The sequence below is a fragment of the Streptomyces sp. NPDC087859 genome (genome assembly GCF_044742595.1).
GTDB classification, from domain to species: domain Bacteria; phylum Actinomycetota; class Actinomycetes; order Streptomycetales; family Streptomycetaceae; genus Streptomyces; species Streptomyces canus_F.
The window spans coordinates 91,747-110,745 of the sequence record NZ_JBIUUU010000018.1; the positions used below are offsets into that span (position 1 = coordinate 91,747).

The following is an 18,999-nucleotide window of genomic DNA, read 5'->3' on the forward strand; positions in this document are numbered from 1 at the left end:
GACAGGGCCGCAGCTCTGGAGTCCGGTGCGGGGATCCAGCAGGACCAGCGCGCTGTTGAGGCAGAGCAGGACGATCTCTCCGTCGGCCGTCCGGACCACGTCCTCCGGTGTGGCGTGGACGCCGAGGTAGGTGTGGGCGCCGTTCTCTCCGTCGCGCGCCTGGCGCGTGACGGAGACGGCGATCCGGTCGCCCGTCCCCAACAGCCAGGCCCTGCTCGGCCTGTCCTGGGCGACCGACCGCTGGGACGCGGGAAGGGGGCGAGCGGTCTCCGGGTCCCACAGCCGCACCCGTGCGTGCCGGCCGGCGTCCTCGGGGCTCGGCTTCTGGAAGGCGTGGACCCGTGGTCTCGCGTCGAGGGCGCCGGTCACGACGGTCGCTTCGATGTGGCCCTGCCGTTCGGCTGGGACACCACCACCAGGGTCCGGCCTTCCGGTGTCGCCTTCGCGAGGCCTCCCGGTCCGCCGGCCGGTACGTCGTCGGGCGCACGGTCTCTGCGCATGACCTCCTGAACGAGCCTGATTCGGGGCGTAGTTGCCGGAGCCAGTGTGTTCACGCGGCCGGGACTCTGGTAGGGCGGGACTGCGGAGGTGCCCACGTTCACGATCGGGGGAGGGCGCGATGACCGCTTTCGTACGGCCACTGATTCTGGTGCGAGGGTTCGGCGGACCGGATGTCGGTGGCGTTCGGCGCAACGCCTACCAGGGCTTCAACGAAGGGACCGTGTATCCCAGCCGTCGCGGTGAGAACTTCATCTACGAGGGCTTCGTGCTCCGGGCGTTGAAGTACCCGGAGCATCCCTACCGGGACGCCACCAACGTCGTCGGCTACTACACCCGACCGCTGCCCGTACCGCCGGGCGCGTGGGACTGGGACGACGATCTGCTGTCCGGGAGCGTGGTCCTCGATCCGGGTATGGCAGATCGGGTGCTGCGCGACGGTGTGGACGGGACGCTGTGGATCTACCGCTACTACGACCTCGAACCGAGGACGATCGAGGGATACGGGGCGGGTCTGGTGCGCCTGATCGACATCATTCGGCGGGCCGCCGCCCGCAACGGCGGTGGCGGGGAACCGTTCCCGGGCGTCGACATCGTGGCGCACAGCATGGGAGGGCTCGTCGTACGGGCCGCGCTCCGGCAGATGAGCGACGCCCCCGCGGGGGAGCCGCGTCCGGAAGAACTGGTCCACCGGATCGTGACGCTCGGTACCCCGCACCGGGGCATCGCCTTCCAGGTGCTGCCGCGCGTACTCGTGGACCATGTACCGGGGGTCGCCGAGGCGGCCGACGAACTCGCGGCGTTCGATCCGGGGAGCACGGAGTTCAGGCGCTGGAACGACTGGTTCCCCGTCGAGCGCGTCCTGACCGTGGTGGGGACCGACCACCGCGGTTTCGGGGTCGCGATCGCCTCGGTGGCGAACCGGATCGTGAGTCTGACCGACGAAGGCAGCCTGGTCCACAACCGCAGTGACGGACTGGTGAAGCAGGCGTCGGCCCAACTGCCGGGCGCACCACGGACGTTCGTGCACAAGTGCCACGGCGGGCCGGACTCCCTCATCACCTCGCGCGAGGCGTTCGAGATCGCCATGAGGTTCTTCCACGGCACCCACCACGTGCGGCTGCACCTCGAATCGGCGCAAGTGCTGCGGGGCAAGGACTTCTTCGGCCGCAGCGAGTTCTACTTCGGGGTCTCGGTGAAACCGAGGGGAGTCGACTTCGATCTGTTCCATCAGAGTCCCGAGGCGGAGAACTGCTACGGCCCGTTCCGCTCGGACCGCCTCACCGACGGACCGCCCCCTCTGGAAGAGGAGCTGAACGAGCCGCTGTCGGCCGCGGGAGACCGGACCACCGGCTGGGCCGGGCCCGGCCGGCTGATCTGGGAGGGCTGGGTCGACCGGACCGTGCGGCCCGCGACCCCGGACGGGGCACCGGGCCTGGTGTTCCGCCTCGACGTGTACCTCGGTGAACGGGACTCGTTCGGGATCGGCTTCTCGGACAATGTCGTCTTCCGCAAGCAGTACTACCTTCAGCTGCTGACGGACGACGGCGACGAGCCCGCGCTGTATCTGCACACGGGCGAAGGACGCCTCACGGACTCCCGGGAGGAACTGGAGGCCGCCACCCGCGTCGAATCGACGGGCGTGGTCCGGGCCGAGGGATCGGGGCGGGACGGCGCGTGGCGCTTCCCGGTCAAGGGCACCGGCTTCGAGGCCACCCTGGCGGTGTCGTTCACGGAGGAGCCCGAGCCCGCGAAGGACTAGGGGAGAACCAGGGGGACCAGGGGACGTCAGCCGGTGTAGCCCAGCTCGCGCAGCGCGTCGTCGATGCGCGCGCGATGGTTGGCCTCCCAGGCGTCCAGGGATTCCTCCGCCTCTTCGGCGAGCTTCGTCCGCGCCGCCGTGAGGATCTCCTCCCGGCGCGCCGCGGGTGTGACGACGATGCCCTCCTCGTCGGCGACCACGATGTCGCCGGGGTGGATCAGGACGCCGCCGACGTGGACCGGTTCGCCGAGGGTGCCGAGTTTCTTCTTCGTGCCGGGGATCGGGACGACTCCGCGGGCGAAGACCGGGAAGGCGGCCTCGCGGACCTCGGCGAGGTCGCGGATGAGGCCGTCGACCACGAAGGCGGCGATGCCCCGGCGCCGGGCCACCGCACAGACGTTGCCGCCGGCCAGCGCGTAGTCCAGGTCGCCCGACTCGACGACGACGACCGAACCGGGCCCGGCGCGATGGATGGCGGCGTGCAGCATCAGGTTGTCGCCGGGCTCGCAGCGCACCGTGTACGCGGGGCCCGCGACGCGCGGCGCGTCCCACAGCGGGCGGATGCCGATGTCCATGACCTGGGCACGGCCCAGCAGGTCGGCGAGGGTGGTGGGGGGAATCTCCTGGAAGGCGTCGGTGCCTGCGGTGTCCATGGGTCCATTCGACCCGGATTCCGTCGTGACGCTCAAGATCGAGCGAGGTAAAGAGCTCCTCGGAAAAGTTGCCCGGCCTCCCGAGTCGTGCCGTCATGGACGAGGGATCACGGAGTCTGGGAGCACGTATGACCGACGTGGCGACGTCCGGCGACGACCGTCCCACCGTCGCCGCCTGGCGCAACCTCGTGGTGGCCACCGTCGGGTTCACGCTCACGTTCTGGGCGTGGAACCTGATCGCCCCGCTGGCCGCCGACTTCGACGACGAACTGCACATGTCGTCCTTCGCGCAGTCCGAACTGGTCGCCATCCCCGTGCTGGTCGTTCCCTAGGCCGGGTGCCGGTCGGCGCGCTCACCGACCGCTACGGGGCGCGGCGCTCGGTGTCTTCGGTATGGGAATGGGCGGGGTCGCCCTGTCCGGCTACTTCACGCCCCGCATGTACCGGCACAGCGAGAACCTGCCCTTCGTCGTCCTGGCGATCGCCCTCGCCGTCTACGCCGTGCTCGCCTGCTTCCTCATCAACGACCGCCCCGACCGGCCCGTCCCGTCCACCCCGCTCACCACGCGCCTCGGCGAGGCCGCCCGGCTGCGGGTGACCTGGGAGCTGTCCGCCCTGTACGCGATCGGGTTCGGCGGCATCGTCACGTTCGGTGTCCATCTGCCCACGTATCTGAAGACCTGGTACGAGCTCGACGCCACCGACGCGGGCACCAGGGCCGCCGGGGTTCGCCCTGGTCGCGGTGGCGGTCCTCGGTGTCGTCCAGGCCTTCGACCCGGCCCTGATGCCGGGCGCCACGATCTGTCTCCTGGTGATGGCGGCCGCCCTCGGCGCCACCAGCGGCGCGGTGTTCGCCCTGGTCGCCCGGGTCACCCCGCAGCCCCAGGTCGGCAGCGTGACCGGCATCGTCGGCGCGGCGCCAAGGACTCCTACTCCATCGGGTTCATGCTCCTGTCCGACCTCGCCCTGGCCGGCTGTGTCTACGCCTACGGCCGGATGCGCGAGGCCGGCCCCACCTCACGAGCCGCGCGATGTGTGGTGAATCAAACTATCCATCACAATGTTGACTTCCGGCTGAACCAGCCAGAAGAATCCGGATGTGACCCCTTCAGCGCACCCGGCCGCAGGCCCCGCCCTCCCGTCCGACCTGGACGAGGCGGCGCACCGCTGTCTCGTCGCCGGGTTCGACGGCACGACCACGTTCCCCGACACCCTGAAACGGCTGGTCGACCGGGGTCTGGGCGGGGTCATCCTGTTCACCCGCAACGTGCGGGACGCCGAGCAGGTCCGCGAGCTCACCGACGCGCTACGGGCGATCCGGCCGGATCTGCTGGTGGCCATCGACAACGAGGGCGGCGGCATCGGACACCTGGTGGGCGCGGGCGCGCCCGAGGTGCCCGGCTCCTACGCCCTCGGCGTCGCCGACGACCCCAACCTCACCGCACGCTGCGCCGACGCACTCGCCGGGCATCTGGCCACCCTCGGCATCAGCGTCTCGTACGCCCCCGTCGCCGACCTCCAGCACCTGCCGAGCAACCCGATCGTGCGCACCCGCTCCTTCGGCGCCGACCCCGAGGTGGCCGCCCGCCATCTGCGGGCCTGGATCACTGCCACCGAGGCACGCTCCATCGCCTCCTGCGCCAAGCACTTCCCGGGCCACGGCGGCACCGACACCGACAGCCACCACGGCATCGCGGTCGACCCCCGGCCCTACGACGCACTCCGCGCCGACCTGGAACCGTTCCGTGCCGCCGTCGCCGCGGGGGTGCCGATGCTGATGAGCGCGCACGTCGTCTTCCCGGCGCTGGACGCCAACCGGCCCGCCACCCTCAGCCGCCGCATCCTCGGCGACCTCCTCCGGCACGACCTCGGCTTCGACGGCGTCCTGGTCAGCGACGCCCTGGAGATGAAGGCGATCGCCGACGAGTACGGGGAGGCGGCCGGGGCGCGTATCGCCCTCGCGGCCGGAGCCGACCAGGTCATCGTCGCCGTACCGGACCTGGAGGTCACGCTCGCCTGCCGGGACGAGGTCCTCGACGCGCTGGGCTCCGGAGTGCTGCCGGAGGAGCGGGTGTGGGAGGCGGCGGAACGCGTGCGGCGGCTCGCCGAGCGGTACGCGACGCCGACCGAGAAGGTCGCCGCGTGGGACGCCGACGCCGGACTGGAGGCGGCGCGCCGGGCCGTGCGCGGCCAGGGGGCGCCGTCCGCGGTGCGCGGCGCTCATGTCGTCGACCTGTTCCCGCACCCGCACCCCGCTCTCAACTGGGGCGGCGAGGACCTGCTCACCGAGGTCCGTGCCCTCGACCCCACGGCCGTGGGCACGGCGGTCGCCGGTGAACCGGAGGATCCGGCCGCCCTGGTCGACGGGATGCTCACCCGCGAACGGCCCCTCGTCGTCGCCACCTGCGACGCCGGGCTCCACCCCTGGCAGGCCGCGCTGCGCGAGGCCCTCCTGGCCCGGCGGCCCGACGCGGTACGGGTGGACACCGGGCTGCCGGAGGGCGGTGCGCTGTGCTCCTACGGCCGGGGGCGGGTGAACCTGCGGGCGGTGGCGGAGCTGCTCACCGGAAGCTGATCAGGACGCTCGTACGACCTCCTCGGAACCTGATCCCGGAACCTGGTCAGGAAAGCCGTACGACTTCCTTGATCCCGCGCGCGGCCAAGTACCCCTCGTCCTCGGCCCGTTCGGACAGGACGACCGCCGGGCGCACCCCTTCCGTGCGCAACCGCATCCACTCCTCGAAGTACTCCCCGCCCGGGCCCGACACGGACCGGGTGCCCGGCGTGCAGTCCAGCACCAGGGCGGTGTCGCGGGGTCGGGGCGCGTGCGGCTTGGTGATCGCCTCCGCCAGCGCCTCGGCGATCGGCTTGGGGCGGCCGGCCGAGTCGAACAGGCCCAGCGTGTACTCGAGTTCGGGGAAGTCGGCGAGAGAGCGGTCCACGTCGTGGGAGCACCACCAGGTCACGCCCCACAATCCCTCGCAGTCGGCGGAGTTGCGGACCGTCGCGCGGGCGAACTCCGGGGCGTCGGCGGCCGGGATGTGCGGTTCGGGCGCGCCCGTCTCCTGGACCCACACCGGGCGTGCCGGGTCCTCGGCGTAGGCCTTCGCCAACTCGGTTCCGTACTCGGCGAGATGGCGTACCTGCGGGGAGCGGGGGCCGTAGCGGCGGGCGCAGTCGCCGGAGAACACCCAGGGGTGGACCGTGGTCAGATCGCCCTTGCGGGCCGAGGACTCGGGGGTGAAGGGGTGGTCGTCGCCGTACCAGGCGGCGTCGTACGCGGAGTGGGTGACCATGCCCCGCTCGCCGAGTCCGTCGCGGGCGGCGGCCAGGAGGGTGTCGAGGTAGTGGTCCACCTCGGCGGGGGTCACCGGATTGTGCTCGACCAGGTTGTTGAGCTCGTTGCCGAGCTGGAGGCCGAGCAGATGGGGGCGGCCGGCCAGGGCGCGGCCGAGGGTGCGGAGCAGCTCCGCCTGGGCCTCGATGGCGTCCGGGTCGGTGAAGACGTTGCGGTGGTGCCAGCTGCGGGTCCACTCCGGGTAGAAGTCGAAGCTCGACAGATGGCCCTGCACGCCGTCGACCAGGACGTCCAGGCCGGCCTCGCCCGCCAGGTCGACGAGTCGCACCAGCTGGTCGACGGCGGTGGTGCGGACGAGGGTCCGGTTGGGCTGGAGCAGGGGCCAGAGGTGGAAGACGCGGACGTGGTCGAGCCCCAGGCCGGCTATCTGCTCCAGGTCCTCGCGGGCGTGCGCCGGGTCGAAGTCCTGCCAGGCGTGGAACCAGCCGCGGCGGGGCGTGTAGTTGACGCCGAAGCGGAGCGTACGGATGGGATCCTCCTCGGGTTCGGTGCACGGCGGCTCTTGTTCTGCGCGAATGTATCAACCACCATAGTCAGTGATGGGCAATGATTTGAACCAGAACTTGGCAGACTCGGGCGACGCGCGGCACGACCTCGTCGTCGGACTCGACGCGGGCGGCACCCGCACCCGGGCGATGTGCGCGTCCGCCGCGGACGGCCGCCTGCTCGGCGAGGGCTCGGGAGGTCCGGGCAACGCCCTGACGGTCCCGGAGCCACAGCTCACCGACCATCTGGCCGAGGCGATCGCCGCGGCGGTGCCGGAGTCGGCGCGGGGCCGGGTCGTCGCCGTGGCGGGCGGGTTCGCGGGCGCGACGGGGACGTCGGCGGACGACCCCGGATACGTCCACGCCCGGTCCGCGCTCACCGGGGCCCTGCGACGGCTGGGCGTCCCGCCGGGGCCGGTCGCCCTCTGCAGCGACATCGAGGCCGCCTTCGCCTCCGCACCCGGCACCCCGGCCGACGGCCTCGCCCTGGTCGCCGGCACGGGTGCCGTCGCCATGCGTATCGCCGGGCGCCGGGCCACGACCACGGTGGACGGCGACGGCTGGCTGCTGGGTGACGACGGCAGCGGGTTCTGGATCGGGCGGAGCGCGGTGCGGGCGGCGTTGCGGATGGCGGACGGGCGGGGGCCGGGGACGGGGCTGGCGGTGCTGGTGGGGAGGGCTTTCGGGGTGCCGGACGGGGTGCTGCCGGGGGGTGGCGTGGTGCTGGGTGCGAGTGGGGCGCCGGGTGATGGGGGGCTGCTTGGCGTCGGCACGGTGCCGGACGGTGGCGTGACCCCGGACGGGCTCGGTGAGCCCGCGGGGCCGGGTGGCACCGGGGCGTCGGGTGGCGGGGGCGGCCCTTCGGCGGGCGGCGAAGCGGTCTCGTACGACGGTGGCGGCCCCGCCGTACCGGACTGGCCGCTCGCCCATCGCGAGGCCTACCGCGCGTACCTCCTCCCCGCCGTCATGACCGACCCCCCGATCCGGCTGGCCCGCCTGGCCCCGCTGGTCGTCGAGGCGGCCCGGGAGAAGGACACCGTGGCGGTGGGCATCCTCGACGAGGCCGCCGACCAACTGGCGGAAACCGTAGGGGCATTGGCACCCCGCCCGGGCGAACCGCTCGTCGCCACCGGCGGTCTGCTCGGCCCGGAGGGCCCCCTCACCGAACCCCTGACCGCCCGCCTCCACGCCCTCGGCCTGACCCTCGACTGGGTCGCCGACGGCTGCCGGGGTGCCGTGGCCCTGGCCCGGCTCGCACACGGGAGTGGTGGACGATGAAGGGCCCCTCGCCTCGCGCATACCCCTGCCCGCTCCGCGCAAGGTGGGGGTGGATGTTGAATCGGCCTGAGCTCGCTGGTGCGTTCGCTCGTTCCGCGCACGGTGGAGGTGGACTTTGAACCGGCCTCACCCCTCTGGTGCTCCTGCCCGCTCCGCGCAAGGTGAGTGGTGGATGTTGAATCGGCCTGAGCTCCCTGGTGCGCTCGCTCGCTCCGCGCAAGGTGGGGGGTGGACGTTGAATCGGCCTCAGCTCCCTGGTGCCCTCGCCCGCTCCGCGCACGGTGGAGGTGGACATTGAATCGGCCTCAGCTCCCTGGTGCCCTCGCCCGCCCCACGCACGGTGGAGGCGGCTGATGAGCGAGCCCCTCTACCGCGACCCCACCGCCCCCCTCGACGCCCGTGTCCATGACCTCCTCGTTCGTATGACCCTCCCCGAGAAGGTCGGCCAGCTCAACCAGCGCATGTACGGCTGGGACGCCTATCGCCTTAACCCCGACGGGAGTTACGAACTCACCGATGCCCTGTACGCCGAGACCGAGCGGTTCGCCGGACTCGGTGCGCTGTACGGGCTCCAGCGTGCCGACGCGTGGTCCGGCGTGGACCACGGGAACGGGCCCGGCGCCGAGGACGCCGCGGCTCTCGCCGAGCTGGTGCAGCGGCATGTCGTCGAGCGGAGCCGGCTCGGTATCCCCGTGCTGTTCGTCGAGGAGGTGCCGCACGGGCTCATGGCCCTCGACGGCACGGTCCTGCCCGTCAACCTGGCCGTCGGCGGCACCTGGGACCCTGAGCTGTACGAGCGGGCCGCCGCGCACGCCGCCGCCGAACTCCGCGCCAGGGGTGGCCATGTCGCCCTCGTCTCGGCCCTCGACATCGCCCGCGACCCCCGCTGGGGCCGCACCGAGGAGTGCTTCGGCGAGGACCCCCACCTCGCGGCGCGGCTCACCGAGGCGCTTGTGCGGGGCATGCAGGGCACCGAAAACGAGTACTTCGCCGCCGACAAGGCCCCCGTCGTCCTCAAGCACTTCGCCGGACAGGGCGCCACCGTCGGCGGCCGCAACTCCGCGGAGTCCGAACTCGGCCTGCGGGAACTGCACGAGATCCACCTCCCCGCCGCCCGTGCCGGCGTCCGGACCGGAGCGGCCGCGGTCATGGCCGCGTACAACGAGGTCGACGGCATGCCGTGCTCGGGGAATCGCGCCCTGCTGACCGAACTCCTGCGGGACGACTGGGAGTTCGACGGACTGGTCATGGCGGACGGCCTCGCCGTGGACCGGCTGGCCCGCATCACCGGGGACAAGGTCTCCGCGGGCGCCCTCGCCCTCAACTCCGGTATCGACCTGAGCCTCTGGGACGAAGGCTTCACACATCTCGGGGAGGCGGTCGAGCGGGGGCTGGTCGAGGAGCCGGTGCTCGACGCCGCCGTCGCCCGCGTCCTGCGGCTCAAGTTCCGGCTGGGACTGTTCGACGGACAGCGCACCACACCCCCTCCGCCGACCGGAGGCAGGGAGATCAGCAAGGAGCTCGCCCGGGCCGCCGTCACCCTCCTCGACAACAAAGGGATGCTGCCGATCCCGGACACCGTCTCCCGTATCGCCGTGATCGGGCCCCAATCCGCCACCACCGCACACCAGTCGGGCGACTACACCGCCCCACAGCGCCCCGGCACCGGCAGCAGCGTCCTCGACGGACTCCGCCGGCTCGCCCCGCCCGGCGTGGACATCCGCCACGCCCACGGCTGCGCCCTCACCGGCGACGACCTCTCCGGCATCCCCGAGGCCGTCGCCGCGGCCGCCGCCTCCGACGTGGCCGTGCTGGTGCTGGGCGGCAGCAGCGCACGCACCGCCGACACCGAGTTCGACGCCAACGGGGCCGCGCTCAGGGCGGTTTCGGAGATGACCTGCGGCGAGGGCGTCGACCTGGCCGATCTGCGGCTGGGCCCCGCCCAGTACCGGCTTCTGGACGCCGTCGTCGCAACGGGCACGCCCACGGCGGTCGTTCTGATCCAGGGCCGCCCGCATGTCGTCCCCGACACGGCCGGTGCGCTGCTCACGGCCTGGTACCCGGGCCCATGGGGCGGCGAGGCGATCGCCGAGGTGCTGCTCGGACTCGCGGAGCCCACCGGCAGGCTCCCCGTCTCCGTCCCGCGCTCCGCCGCCCAGCTGCCCGTCTACTACAACCACAAGGACACCGAGTACGGCGGATACGTCGACGAGAGCGCGGAGCCGCGCCACTCCTTCGGGCACGGACTGTCGTACACGAGCTTCGCGTACGGCACACCCCGGATCACCGACGGAACCGTGACCGTCGACGTCACCAACACGGGGGAGCGGTACGGGCGTTCGGTCGTGCAGGTCTATCTCCGGCGCCTCATCACGTCCACCTGGCCGCGCACCCTCGAACTGTGCGCGTTCCAGGGGGTCGGCCTGGCACCGGGCGAGCGTCGTACGGTCGTTCTCCCCCTCTTGACGGGGGAAGCCCGGACCGACTCCGCCGAGATCCGTGTCGCGGAGTCGGCCCGGGCGGCTTTGCGTGCCGTGCCGATCGTGCTGGACATGCGGGGCGTCAGAGCTTGACGGCCCCGGACGAGACGCCCTTGTAGAACCACCGCTGGGTGATCACGAACAGCACCAGCACCGGGATCACCGAGATGACGGACCCGGCCATGACCATCCGCTGGTCATAGCCGAACGACGAGCTCTGCAGCCGTGAAAGGCCCAGCGTCAGCGTCATGTTGCTCTCCGAGCGCAGCACGATCAGCGGCCAGAGGAAGTCGTCCCAGGCGCTGATGAAGGTGTTGATGACCACCACCAGGATCGCGCCCCACGCGGACGGCAGATACAGGTGCCGGAAGCGCTGCCACTCGTTCGCGCCGTCGAGCATGGCCGAGTCCTCGATCTCGCGCGGGACGGCGAGGAACGCGGCGCGCATCAGCAGGACGTTGATGGCGCCGACGAAGCCGGGCAGCCAGACGCCGGCCAAGCTGTCGACCAGGCCGAGGTCGCGGATGCTCAGGAACAGCGACACCATGATCGACTCGAAGGGGAACATCATGGAGGCGATCAGCACCACCCAAACCGCCTTGCGGCCCTTCCAGCCCGGCTTGGAGAGCATGTAGCCGGCCGTCGTGGAGAAGACCAGCTGGCTGGTGACCGACAGGGCGACCACGATCAGGCTGTTCTTGATGTACGAGGCCACCGGGACCTGTTCGAAGACCGTGCGGTAGGCGCGCAGGGTCGGGTCGTGCGGCAGGAGGGTGGCGTCGGCGCCGAAGACGTCCTCGCTCGTGCTCTTCAGGGAGGCCAGCAGCTGCCAGACCAACGGGCCCACGGTGAGGCCGAGCACGAGGAACAACAGCAGGTAGCGGACGACCAGTTCGCGCGGGCGGCCGTAGTCCCGCCAGCGTGGCAGCAGGCGCCGGCGCGTGGCCGGAACAGCGGTCGTCACGACTCGTCCTCCTTCGTCAGGCGCTGCGCCAGCAGGGTCAGCCCCAGCGTCAGCAGGAACAGGGCCACGCTGACGGCGGAGCCGTAACCGGCGTTGCCGGTGATGGGGTCCAGGCCGACGTCCCGGATGTAGAACGGCAGGGTGCGGTCGGCGCCGCCGGGGCCGCCGGTGGAGCTGCCGAGCATGTAGATCTCGGTGAACACCCTGAGCGATCCGATACCGGTGAGCGTGCCGACGAGCATCATGGCCTGCCGTACGCCGGGCACCGTGATGTGCCAGAAGCGGCGGACCGAGCCGGCGCCGTCCATGGCCGCCGCCTCGTGCAGTTCCTTCGGTACGTTCCCGAGCGCGGCCAGGTAGAAGACCATGTACCAGCCGAGGCCCTTCCACAGCGTCAGGCCCATCGCGGACAGCAGGATCAGCCACGGGTCGGACAGGAACGGGATCGCCGACCGGATCAAGTGGGCTTTCTCGAGCCAGGTGTTGACCAGTCCGTCGTCGGCGAGCAGCCACTGCCAGCTCAGACCGACGACCACGCTGGAGGCCAGCACCGGTGTGTAGAAGGCCGAGCGGAAGAAGCCGATGCCGGGGAGGTTCTTCTCCACCAGGACCGCCAGCATCAGCGGCAGCAGGACCATCAGCGGGACGACGATCACGGCGTACAGGATGCTGTTGCGCGTCGCCAGCCAGAAGTCGGAGTCGTCCAGCATCCGCGTGTAGTTGTCGAGCCCGACGAAACTCGCGGCGCCGCCCAGTGGCTTGGCGTCAGTGAACGACAGCAGGAGCGTGTTGAGGAACGGGAACACGCCGAACACCACGGCGCAGACGATCGCGGGGGCCGTCCACAGCCAGGGCAGCCACCAACGGCGGTACATCGCGGCCCCGTTGGCACCTGCTGCCGGGCCCGGCAGCAGGGCCCGGAGTCGGGAGGGCTTCGCGCCCGGCGCGGCGGGGGTGCGCTCCGCGCCGGACACGGACACCGGCTTCGTGATCTGAGCCGTCACGGTCAGCCCGCCTGCTTCAGCAGCTCGTCGGCCTTCTCCTGGGCGTCCTTCACCGCGTCCGCCGCGCTCTTTTTGCCCTGCATGGCCAGCTGCACCTGGGAGACGATCGCGTTCTGCACGGCCGGGGAGAGGTTGGTCTGGTTGGTGCTGGCCGTCTTCAGCTGGTCGGCGACGAGCTTGCGGGCCTGGGAGAACGGGTCGCTGCCGGTGGTGTTCTGGAAGAACGGGTCGCTCAGCGACTCCGTGGTCGTCGGGAAGATCACCACGGCCGGGTCCTTGCACCAGGCCGTCTGGTTCTCGGCGTTGGTGAGGAACTCCGCGAACGACAGTGCCGTGGACGCGTGCTTGCTGGTCGCGGCGACCGAGATGTACTGCGGGGCGCCGGCGGAGGCCCGGCCGAGCGCGTCGTAGGGCTGCTGGCCGACGGCCGTCTTGTCGTAGACCGACGGGCTGTTCTGCTTCACGAACCGCACGAAACTCGGGTTCGTCGAACCGTAGGCCACCTTGCCCTGGCTGTAGAGCGTGGATGGGTCGTTGCTGGAGGACAGCGAGTCCTTCGGCATCGCGCCCGCCTTGTAGAGCTTCGCCATCCACGCGACCCACTGGGTGGTGCGCGGGTCGTCGGCGAAGACGGCGGACTTGCCGTCGGCGGAGAGGACCTTGATGCCCATCTGGTCGAAGTCGGCGGGGATGCGCCAGATGGGGTTGGCCATCGTCGCGAAGTACTTGCCGTCGGAGGCCTTGGCGATCTTCTCGTAGTCGGCGAAGAGCCCGAAGATGCTCGTCGGCGGCTTCGCCGGGTCGATGCCCGCCTTCGCCAGCAGGTCCTTGTTGTACGTCAGGAGGACACCGCCGGTGTACCAGGGCAGCGTGGTGTGGATCGCCTTGCCGTCGGCGTCGTTGAAGGTGCCGGACTTCCAGAACGACGGGACGAAGGGCTTGGACGCGTCGGGGTCCTTGGTGCCGACGTCGAGCAGGTAGCCGGCCTTGGTGAGGGCTGTTGCCGTCGGCGCGTTGACGTTGATGACGTCCGCCAGCGTGCAGGCCTGGGCGTCGGCGACCGTGCGGCTGGTGAAGGTGTTGTCGCCGGGGTCGTCGATCCACTTGACCTTGGCGCCGGGGTGGGCCTTCTCGAAGTCGGCGATCACTCCGTTGAAGAAGTCCCCGAAGTCTTTCTTCAGATTCGTCGTCTGGAAGGTGATCGTGCCCTTGACGTCCCCGGTCAGCCTGCCCGACCCGACGTTGCCCTTGTCGACCTTGCAGCCGCCGGCCATGGCGTCCCCGTCGCCCGAACCGCCGCCCGACAGGCCGCAGCCGGCGGCGGTCAGCGACAGAACGGCGAGACAGGTCAAGGTGCGGGTCAGTCTCTGTGCGCGCATGTGATGGGCCCTCCTGCGACCGGGCGAGTCAGGGATGTGGCTGGTTCAATGAACCAACTTCGACTCCGATTGATGAAAAGGTGGACCAGAATTCATCGGAGGTCAATGCCTAGCCGTGTTGCTTTTCGGTTCCGTGGTGGTTCCGTGAGAGGTCAACGACCCGATCAGTGCCGGTGCTCGTGGTCCGGGTGCGAGGGATCGCCGGGGTGCTCGTAGCCCGGTGCGTACACGACGTCGGCCCGTGCCCGGTCCAGCCAGTCGAAGAAGGCGCGACGGCCTGCCGCCCGGCGCAGCTCGACGATGATGCCCTCGCGGACCTGGGCGTAGGGGAGGAGGTCCGACGTCTCGTGGAAGGGGTCCGCGCCGCGGGTCAGCTCCGCGGGGGTGAGGAAGCGGTCGCGGTTGCGGTCGTAGTAGTCGTACACCGCCTCCTCGGGGATCTGTTGCTCGCGTTCCAACTCGTCCAGCAGGGCGCGTGCGGCCGGGGAGTGGGCGAGGGCGACCGCGACGATGCTGCCCAGGTCGGCGACGTCGCGCTCCGCGGGGAGGGCCGTGATGGGTCGTTTCTCGGGTGCGGCGCCGTCGTGGCTGGTCGCGCAGTTCCCCGCGCCCCTGAGCGGGCCGCGCTGCGCGCAGGCCCGCCGGGCCAGTTCGTCGATCACTACGACCTGCGTCGCCCACCGCCGGCGTTGCCTTTCGGCCCGGGCCAGCGCTTCTGGCCGGGTCTCTCGGTCGCGGGCCGGGACGGTCTCCAGGAGAGCGTCCACGCGGTCCTTGGGCACCGGTCTGCCGAGCACCTGAGCCGCGTATTCGTCCGTCACGGCTTCACCTCCAGTTCCACGGCCTCCGTGTACGCCACGCAGCCGTGCCAGCCCACCTTCGCCATCAGCCAGTAGGAACCCGGTGGCACCGCCGAGCCGTCCACCTCGATCACGCAGTCGGCCTCCGCTCCGCCGGCCACGGTGAAGCCCTGGACGCCCGGTCCGACCCCGGGCCAGGTGCCCCAGGAGGACAGCGCCCAGAGGGTGCCGCTGATGGGGCCCCGGGTGGTGTTGCGCAGGGTGACGGGCACGTGGACGCGTTCGTCCCGTCGTACGACGACCCTGTCAACTCCCAGACATGACACGAGCGTCGGCCCTGTGTGTCCGTCCGGCACGTCCAGCGCCACCACGTCCTCGTACGTCTGCCTGCCGTACGACAGCTGTGCGGCCAGCCAGTGCCGGCCGGGTTCGGGATCGGGCGGCGGGGTCACCGTGACCTCGGTGAGGCTGAAGCCGCCGGGGCCGAGTGTGTACGGGAGTTCGGTGGGCTCGGTGGACCAGCCGGGAGGCGCCTCGAAGGTCACCGTGCCCGACACCGGAGCGTCGGTGAGCTCCGAGCCGATCCGGACGGTCGCCGTGACGGGGCCGGAGACGGTGAGCGTGGTGGGGGAGACGTATACGGCGACCGGCATGTTGCCGCGCGGGGCGGGGCCGGAGTTGTGGAGCCAGTAGCGGGTGTGGACGGGCTGGGCGGGCTCGGCGGCGGCGACTCCGGGGTCCGGCGGTGTCTCCAGGGCATCCGCGGGCGTGGCGAGGACGGTGGCCACCTCGAAGCCGTCCAGGTCGACCCGCAGCATCCCGTCCGTATCCGGTGCGAGGGGCTCCCCGGGCGTCTCCAGTACGTTGGCCCGGGCGCCCTCCGTCCACCCGCCGGGCCGCGCCAGACGCGCCCGCACCGGACGGCCGTTGACCTCGTGCACACGGACGACGACACCGCTGCCCGGGTCCGGCTGTGCCGTGCCGCCCCGGGCGAGCGGGGAGCCGGCCGGCTTCAGGGCGTCCAGCAACACCTCGCCCGCGGGCTCCAGTTGGAGCAGGGAGCTGTTCCGGGGCAGGAGCGCGTCCTTGGGCCGGGTCCGCAGCCGGGCGGTGAGCGGGCGGTTGAACTCGTGCCCGCGCTTGGGCAGTTGTCCCTCCCGCCAGTCGCCCTCGCCGGCGACGACGGCGTAGTCGAAGGTGTGCGACCAGCGCTGGAGCTGGAAGGCGGACCCGTCCGGGGCCGTGCGGCGCGGCGGGTCGACCCAGATGCCGGAGGGCCAGCCGGTGCAGGAGCGCATGAGGGACATGTGGAGGTCGCCGGACGAGGTGACCACACAGCCGGGCGTACCCCGGTTCAGGACCGAGAAGCTCCGGCCGTCCCAGGCGTCGCCTGGCGGCAGGGCCTCGCCGCCGCCCGCCGCGGTCGCCGTGACGGTGAAGTCGTCCAGGTCGGCGACGAGGGCGTCGACCGCCTTGGCGTCATCCTCGCCGCCCGCCACGACGAGCAGCGGCAGCCGCTCCAGGTCCCGCAGATCGGCGCCCGGCACCCACTCCTCCCGCAGCGAGGCGCGCGGCGCGACCCACACGGCCGCCACGTCCCCCTCGGCGAGCTGCCGCCGGAGTTCGCGCCCGGCGGCCGGGTCCCAGCCGAGGGCCTCGGCGACCACGGAGTTGCGGTCCGGGCCGCCGACGGCGATCCGGATGTCGGGAAGGTTGGAGTCGACCTCCAGGTCGCCGTAACGGGGCCCGCCCGCGATGGTCGAGGTCGCGGTGACCCCGGCGCGGACTAGGGCGGCGGCGAGCCCGGCGCCCAGCTCACCGGCCATGTCCCAGTCGGCGTAGATCAGTTCGGCGACCCCGATCGAGCGGTGCCCGAGGAGCGCGCCGGTGTCGTCGTGCACGGCGACCCGCGCGGTGGACCCCAGCCCGAACCAGGTGTTGGCCGGGTTGTCCAGCGTCCAGGGGAACTGCTCGCTGTCCACCTCCACGAACCCGAACCCGCGCCCGATCACCGCGTCCGCCACCTCGTGCACCGGCAGCCCGCCGCGCACGTCGGACGGCCAGCGCACCCGGATGAGCCGGTCGGCACCGTCGTACCCGTCGACGGTCGTGGAGACGTCCAGACGGTCGACGCCCTTCCACAGGGTCAGCCGCTGCGTATAGGTGAAGAGGCCGAGGTCGGCGCGGACCGTGACGCGCTGTCCGGCGGGGGAGTGCTCGACATCGATGTCCGCCCTGACATCCCCGCTGCGCGCGGCGGTTGTGCCGGTCGGCGTGAGGTGCCAGGGGCCCTCGCCGAAGCGTGGGTGCCTCGGGTACTCCTCCTGCACGACGAGTTCGTTGCCGATGTCGCCGGCGCGCAGCAGTTCCCGGGCCCCTTCCCGAAGGGCCCGCAGGCTGCTGACGCCGCCGCCGCGCGCGGGGTCGACGGTCAGCTCGTAGAACTCGTTGCGGATCGTGGCCCCTTCGGCCGGTGTCCACCCGGAGGCGGTGCCCCCGGCGAGCGGGACGGCCTTGAGGCCCAGTCCGGGCACGTCCGGTACGACGACGCTCAGCCGGCCGTCCTCCTCGCGCACGGCGGGCAGGGGGAGCCCGGTGCTCTCGTCGACCGGCAGGAGCCCCTCGTCCCGGACGTTCAGCACGTCCTTGCGCGTCCAGGTCGCGGAGTTGAAGACCACCAGGTCGGCGCCGTCGCCCGGCAGCGGGACGACCCGGTCCGCGAGGGCCTGCGTCGCGTCGGCGTGGACGGTCTCGGCGAGGTCGTACAACTCCCGCCAGCCGGTGAGGAGATCGATGTAGACCTGGTCCGACTCCGAACCGGTGATGGCGTCGTGATGGGCGCCGTAGACGAGTTGGCGCCACGCCTTGTCGAGCGCCGCGTCCGGGTAGGGGTGTCCGGTGGTGAGGGAGGCGAGGGTCGCCCAGGCCTCCGCGTCGGCGAGGAGGCTCTCGCCGTACCGCTGGGCCTGCTTGGTGTCGATGTAGGAGACGTCCTTGCCGGTGTAGACCGGGTTCATGTCCCGGGTCTGCGGGGAGGCCTTGCGGCCCTCCGCCGCCAGCTCCGCCCGTACGGCGGCGAAGAAGTCCCGGGGTATCGCGCTGATGAACCGGGGCCAGACGTAACGGGCGTTCCAGTCACGGTGGATGCCCATCACCCAGCGGCACGGCGGCGCGTAGTCCCCGCCGACGGGAAGCAGGACGTTACGCGTGAGCGCGACCTTCTTCAGGCCCTTGAACAGCTTGAGCGCGGCCTGTTCGGCCGCCGGCAGGGTGGGCGCGTTGTCGATCGCCCAGCCCGCGCCGTAGTGGTTGACCATGTACGCGGTGAGGATGCCGCGCCCCGAGGGGGCGATCCAGTCGAACTCGGCCGGGAACTGCATCCGTTGGGGATCCCGGGGCTCCTCGCCGAACACGGAGAGCGTCGGCCCCCACTGGTGGAAGGGCCCGCGCGCCCAGGAGCTGGAGGTGACCCCGGCGTCCGCCATCAGCCCGGGGAACTGCGGATCGTGCCCGAACGCGTCCAGCTGCCAGGCGGTCTCGGGCGACGCCCCCATGATCCCGCGCTGGTATCCGTCGCCGTACAGCGCGTTCCGTACGGTGGCCTCGGCGCCGGTGAGATTGGTGTTGGGCTCGTTGTAGGTGCCGCCCATGATCTCGACGCGGCCGGAGCGGATCAGCTGGCGCAGGAAGGCGCGCTCCTCCGGGAAGGCGTCCCAGTAAGGCTTGAGGTAGTCGACCTCCGCGAGCACGAAGGTGTACGCCGGGTCGCGTCGCGCGAGGTCGCAGTGGGCGCGCACCAGGCTCATCCCGGACTGGCCGCGCGAGTCGAAGGTGCGGGCCGGGAGGCCGGAGGCGGCCGGGTCGTCGGCGACGTCCCAGGTCTCGGTGTAGGCGGCCTGGGTGTTCCACCAGACGGGGTCGTAGTGGAAGTGACTGACCATGAACATGGTCCAGCCGGGCTCGGCGGCCGTGAACGGGGCGGTGTGCCGGTCGCTGAATTCACCGTCGACGGCGACGACCGTGATCTCGTCGCCCTCGCCGGTCACGGGTATCTCGGCGCGTGCGGTGCCGTCGTCGGCGGTGATGGCCAGCGTCTCCCCGACACTGCGGAGACCGCCCGGGCCCTCGGCCGTGAGACGGACCGTGCGGCCGGGAACGTGGCTGATCTCGGCGACCACCACCTGGTACGGCTGCTCGACGGTTCCGACGAAAAGCTCGGTCGACTCGACAGAGGTGACGCGCATGGGTCTCCTACGAGGATGCTCGGCGGAGCACCATCCTGGCACCGCAGGGATGGTTCAAACAACCATCTACGCGTGTTCTCGGTGAATCATCTAT

10 protein-coding genes and 2 pseudogenes are annotated in these 18,999 nt (G+C 71.5%); 5 read left to right on the forward strand and 7 right to left on the reverse strand.

The window, feature by feature from the left end; all coding sequences use genetic code 11:
• Positions 1-619 precede the first annotated feature (619 nt).
• Entirely contained in the window at positions 620-2,260 is a 1,641-nt protein-coding gene (locus ACIOHP_RS37065) for an esterase/lipase family protein (protein ID WP_401894275.1), read from the forward strand.
• Positions 2,261-2,286: 26 nt separating this feature from the next.
• On the opposite strand, the gene ACIOHP_RS37070 is transcribed toward ACIOHP_RS37065, so the two are convergent.
• Positions 2,287-2,913, reverse strand: a complete 627-nt coding sequence (locus ACIOHP_RS37070) for an RraA family protein (RefSeq protein ID WP_401894277.1) — start codon at positions 2,911-2,913, stop codon at positions 2,287-2,289.
• A 128-nt stretch (positions 2,914-3,041) separates the two neighbouring features.
• Between ACIOHP_RS37070 and ACIOHP_RS37075 the strand changes: the two are divergent.
• Together ACIOHP_RS37075 and ACIOHP_RS37080 are read left to right on the forward strand one after the other, a co-directional pair.
• A pseudogene (locus ACIOHP_RS37075) lies at positions 3,042-3,915 on the forward strand (nitrate/nitrite transporter); the annotation flags it as partial.
• Positions 3,916-4,012: 97 nt separating this feature from the next.
• Complete coding sequence (locus ACIOHP_RS37080) at positions 4,013-5,488, forward strand: glycoside hydrolase family 3 N-terminal domain-containing protein (protein ID WP_361548017.1); 1,476 nt, start codon at positions 4,013-4,015, stop codon at positions 5,486-5,488.
• Between the two features lie 46 nt (positions 5,489-5,534).
• On the opposite strand, the pseudogene ACIOHP_RS37085 reads toward ACIOHP_RS37080, so the two are convergent.
• A pseudogene (locus tag ACIOHP_RS37085) lies at positions 5,535-6,802 on the reverse strand (glycosyl hydrolase).
• 8 nt (positions 6,803-6,810) lie between these two features.
• Between ACIOHP_RS37085 and ACIOHP_RS37090 the strand changes: the two are divergent.
• Together ACIOHP_RS37090 and ACIOHP_RS37095 are read left to right on the forward strand one after the other, a co-directional pair.
• Complete coding sequence (locus tag ACIOHP_RS37090; protein ID WP_401894280.1) at positions 6,811-8,034, forward strand: N-acetylglucosamine kinase; 1,224 nt, start codon at positions 6,811-6,813, stop codon at positions 8,032-8,034.
• A 353-nt stretch (positions 8,035-8,387) separates the two neighbouring features.
• Positions 8,388-10,607: a glycoside hydrolase family 3 N-terminal domain-containing protein gene (locus tag ACIOHP_RS37095; RefSeq protein ID WP_401894281.1), complete on the forward strand. Its 2,220-nt coding sequence runs from the start codon at positions 8,388-8,390 to the stop codon at positions 10,605-10,607.
• On the opposite strand, the gene ACIOHP_RS37100 is transcribed toward ACIOHP_RS37095, so the two are convergent.
• The 5 genes from ACIOHP_RS37100 to ACIOHP_RS37120 all read right to left on the reverse strand — a co-directional run bounded on the left by ACIOHP_RS37100 (position 10,597) and on the right by ACIOHP_RS37120 (position 18,905).
• Positions 10,597-11,478, reverse strand: coding sequence for a carbohydrate ABC transporter permease (locus ACIOHP_RS37100; protein ID WP_361548026.1), 882 nt, complete (start codon positions 11,476-11,478; stop codon positions 10,597-10,599). The two genes, ACIOHP_RS37095 and ACIOHP_RS37100, sit on opposite strands and share 11 nt — an antisense overlap.
• Positions 11,475-12,482 carry a carbohydrate ABC transporter permease gene (locus tag ACIOHP_RS37105; RefSeq protein ID WP_401894284.1) on the reverse strand — a complete coding sequence of 336 codons (1,008 nt, stop codon included), beginning with the start codon at positions 12,480-12,482 and terminating at the stop codon, positions 11,475-11,477. The genes ACIOHP_RS37100 and ACIOHP_RS37105 overlap by 4 nt, the downstream gene beginning before the upstream one ends.
• A 2-nt stretch (positions 12,483-12,484) precedes the next feature.
• The gene (locus ACIOHP_RS37110) at positions 12,485-13,861 is read right to left on the reverse strand and encodes an extracellular solute-binding protein (RefSeq protein ID WP_361548032.1); all 1,377 of its coding nucleotides are present in this window, start codon (positions 13,859-13,861) and stop codon (positions 12,485-12,487) included.
• A gap of 164 nt (positions 13,862-14,025) precedes the next feature.
• Positions 14,026-14,682 carry a peptidyl-prolyl cis-trans isomerase gene (locus ACIOHP_RS37115; protein WP_401894287.1) on the reverse strand — a complete coding sequence of 219 codons (657 nt, stop codon included), beginning with the start codon at positions 14,680-14,682 and terminating at the stop codon, positions 14,026-14,028.
• Positions 14,679-18,905: an NEW3 domain-containing protein gene (locus tag ACIOHP_RS37120; RefSeq protein WP_401894289.1), complete on the reverse strand. Its 4,227-nt coding sequence runs from the start codon at positions 18,903-18,905 to the stop codon at positions 14,679-14,681. The genes ACIOHP_RS37115 and ACIOHP_RS37120 overlap by 4 nt, the downstream gene beginning before the upstream one ends.
• Positions 18,906-18,999: the final 94 nt, after the last annotated feature.

Excerpts from the sequence above, each read along its gene's own strand:
- ACIOHP_RS37065 (WP_401894275.1), top strand. The coding sequence starts at position 620 with ATGACCGCTTTCGTACGGCCACTGATTCTGGTGCGAGGGTTCGGCGGA.
- ACIOHP_RS37070 (WP_401894277.1), bottom strand. The coding sequence starts at position 2,913 with ATGGACACCGCAGGCACCGACGCCTTCCAGGAGATTCCCCCCACCACC.
- ACIOHP_RS37090 (WP_401894280.1), top strand. The coding sequence starts at position 6,811 with ATGGGCAATGATTTGAACCAGAACTTGGCAGACTCGGGCGACGCGCGG.
- ACIOHP_RS37095 (WP_401894281.1), top strand. The coding sequence starts at position 8,388 with ATGAGCGAGCCCCTCTACCGCGACCCCACCGCCCCCCTCGACGCCCGT.
- ACIOHP_RS37110 (WP_361548032.1), bottom strand. The coding sequence starts at position 13,861 with ATGCGCGCACAGAGACTGACCCGCACCTTGACCTGTCTCGCCGTTCTG.
- ACIOHP_RS37120 (WP_401894289.1), bottom strand. The coding sequence starts at position 18,905 with ATGCGCGTCACCTCTGTCGAGTCGACCGAGCTTTTCGTCGGAACCGTC.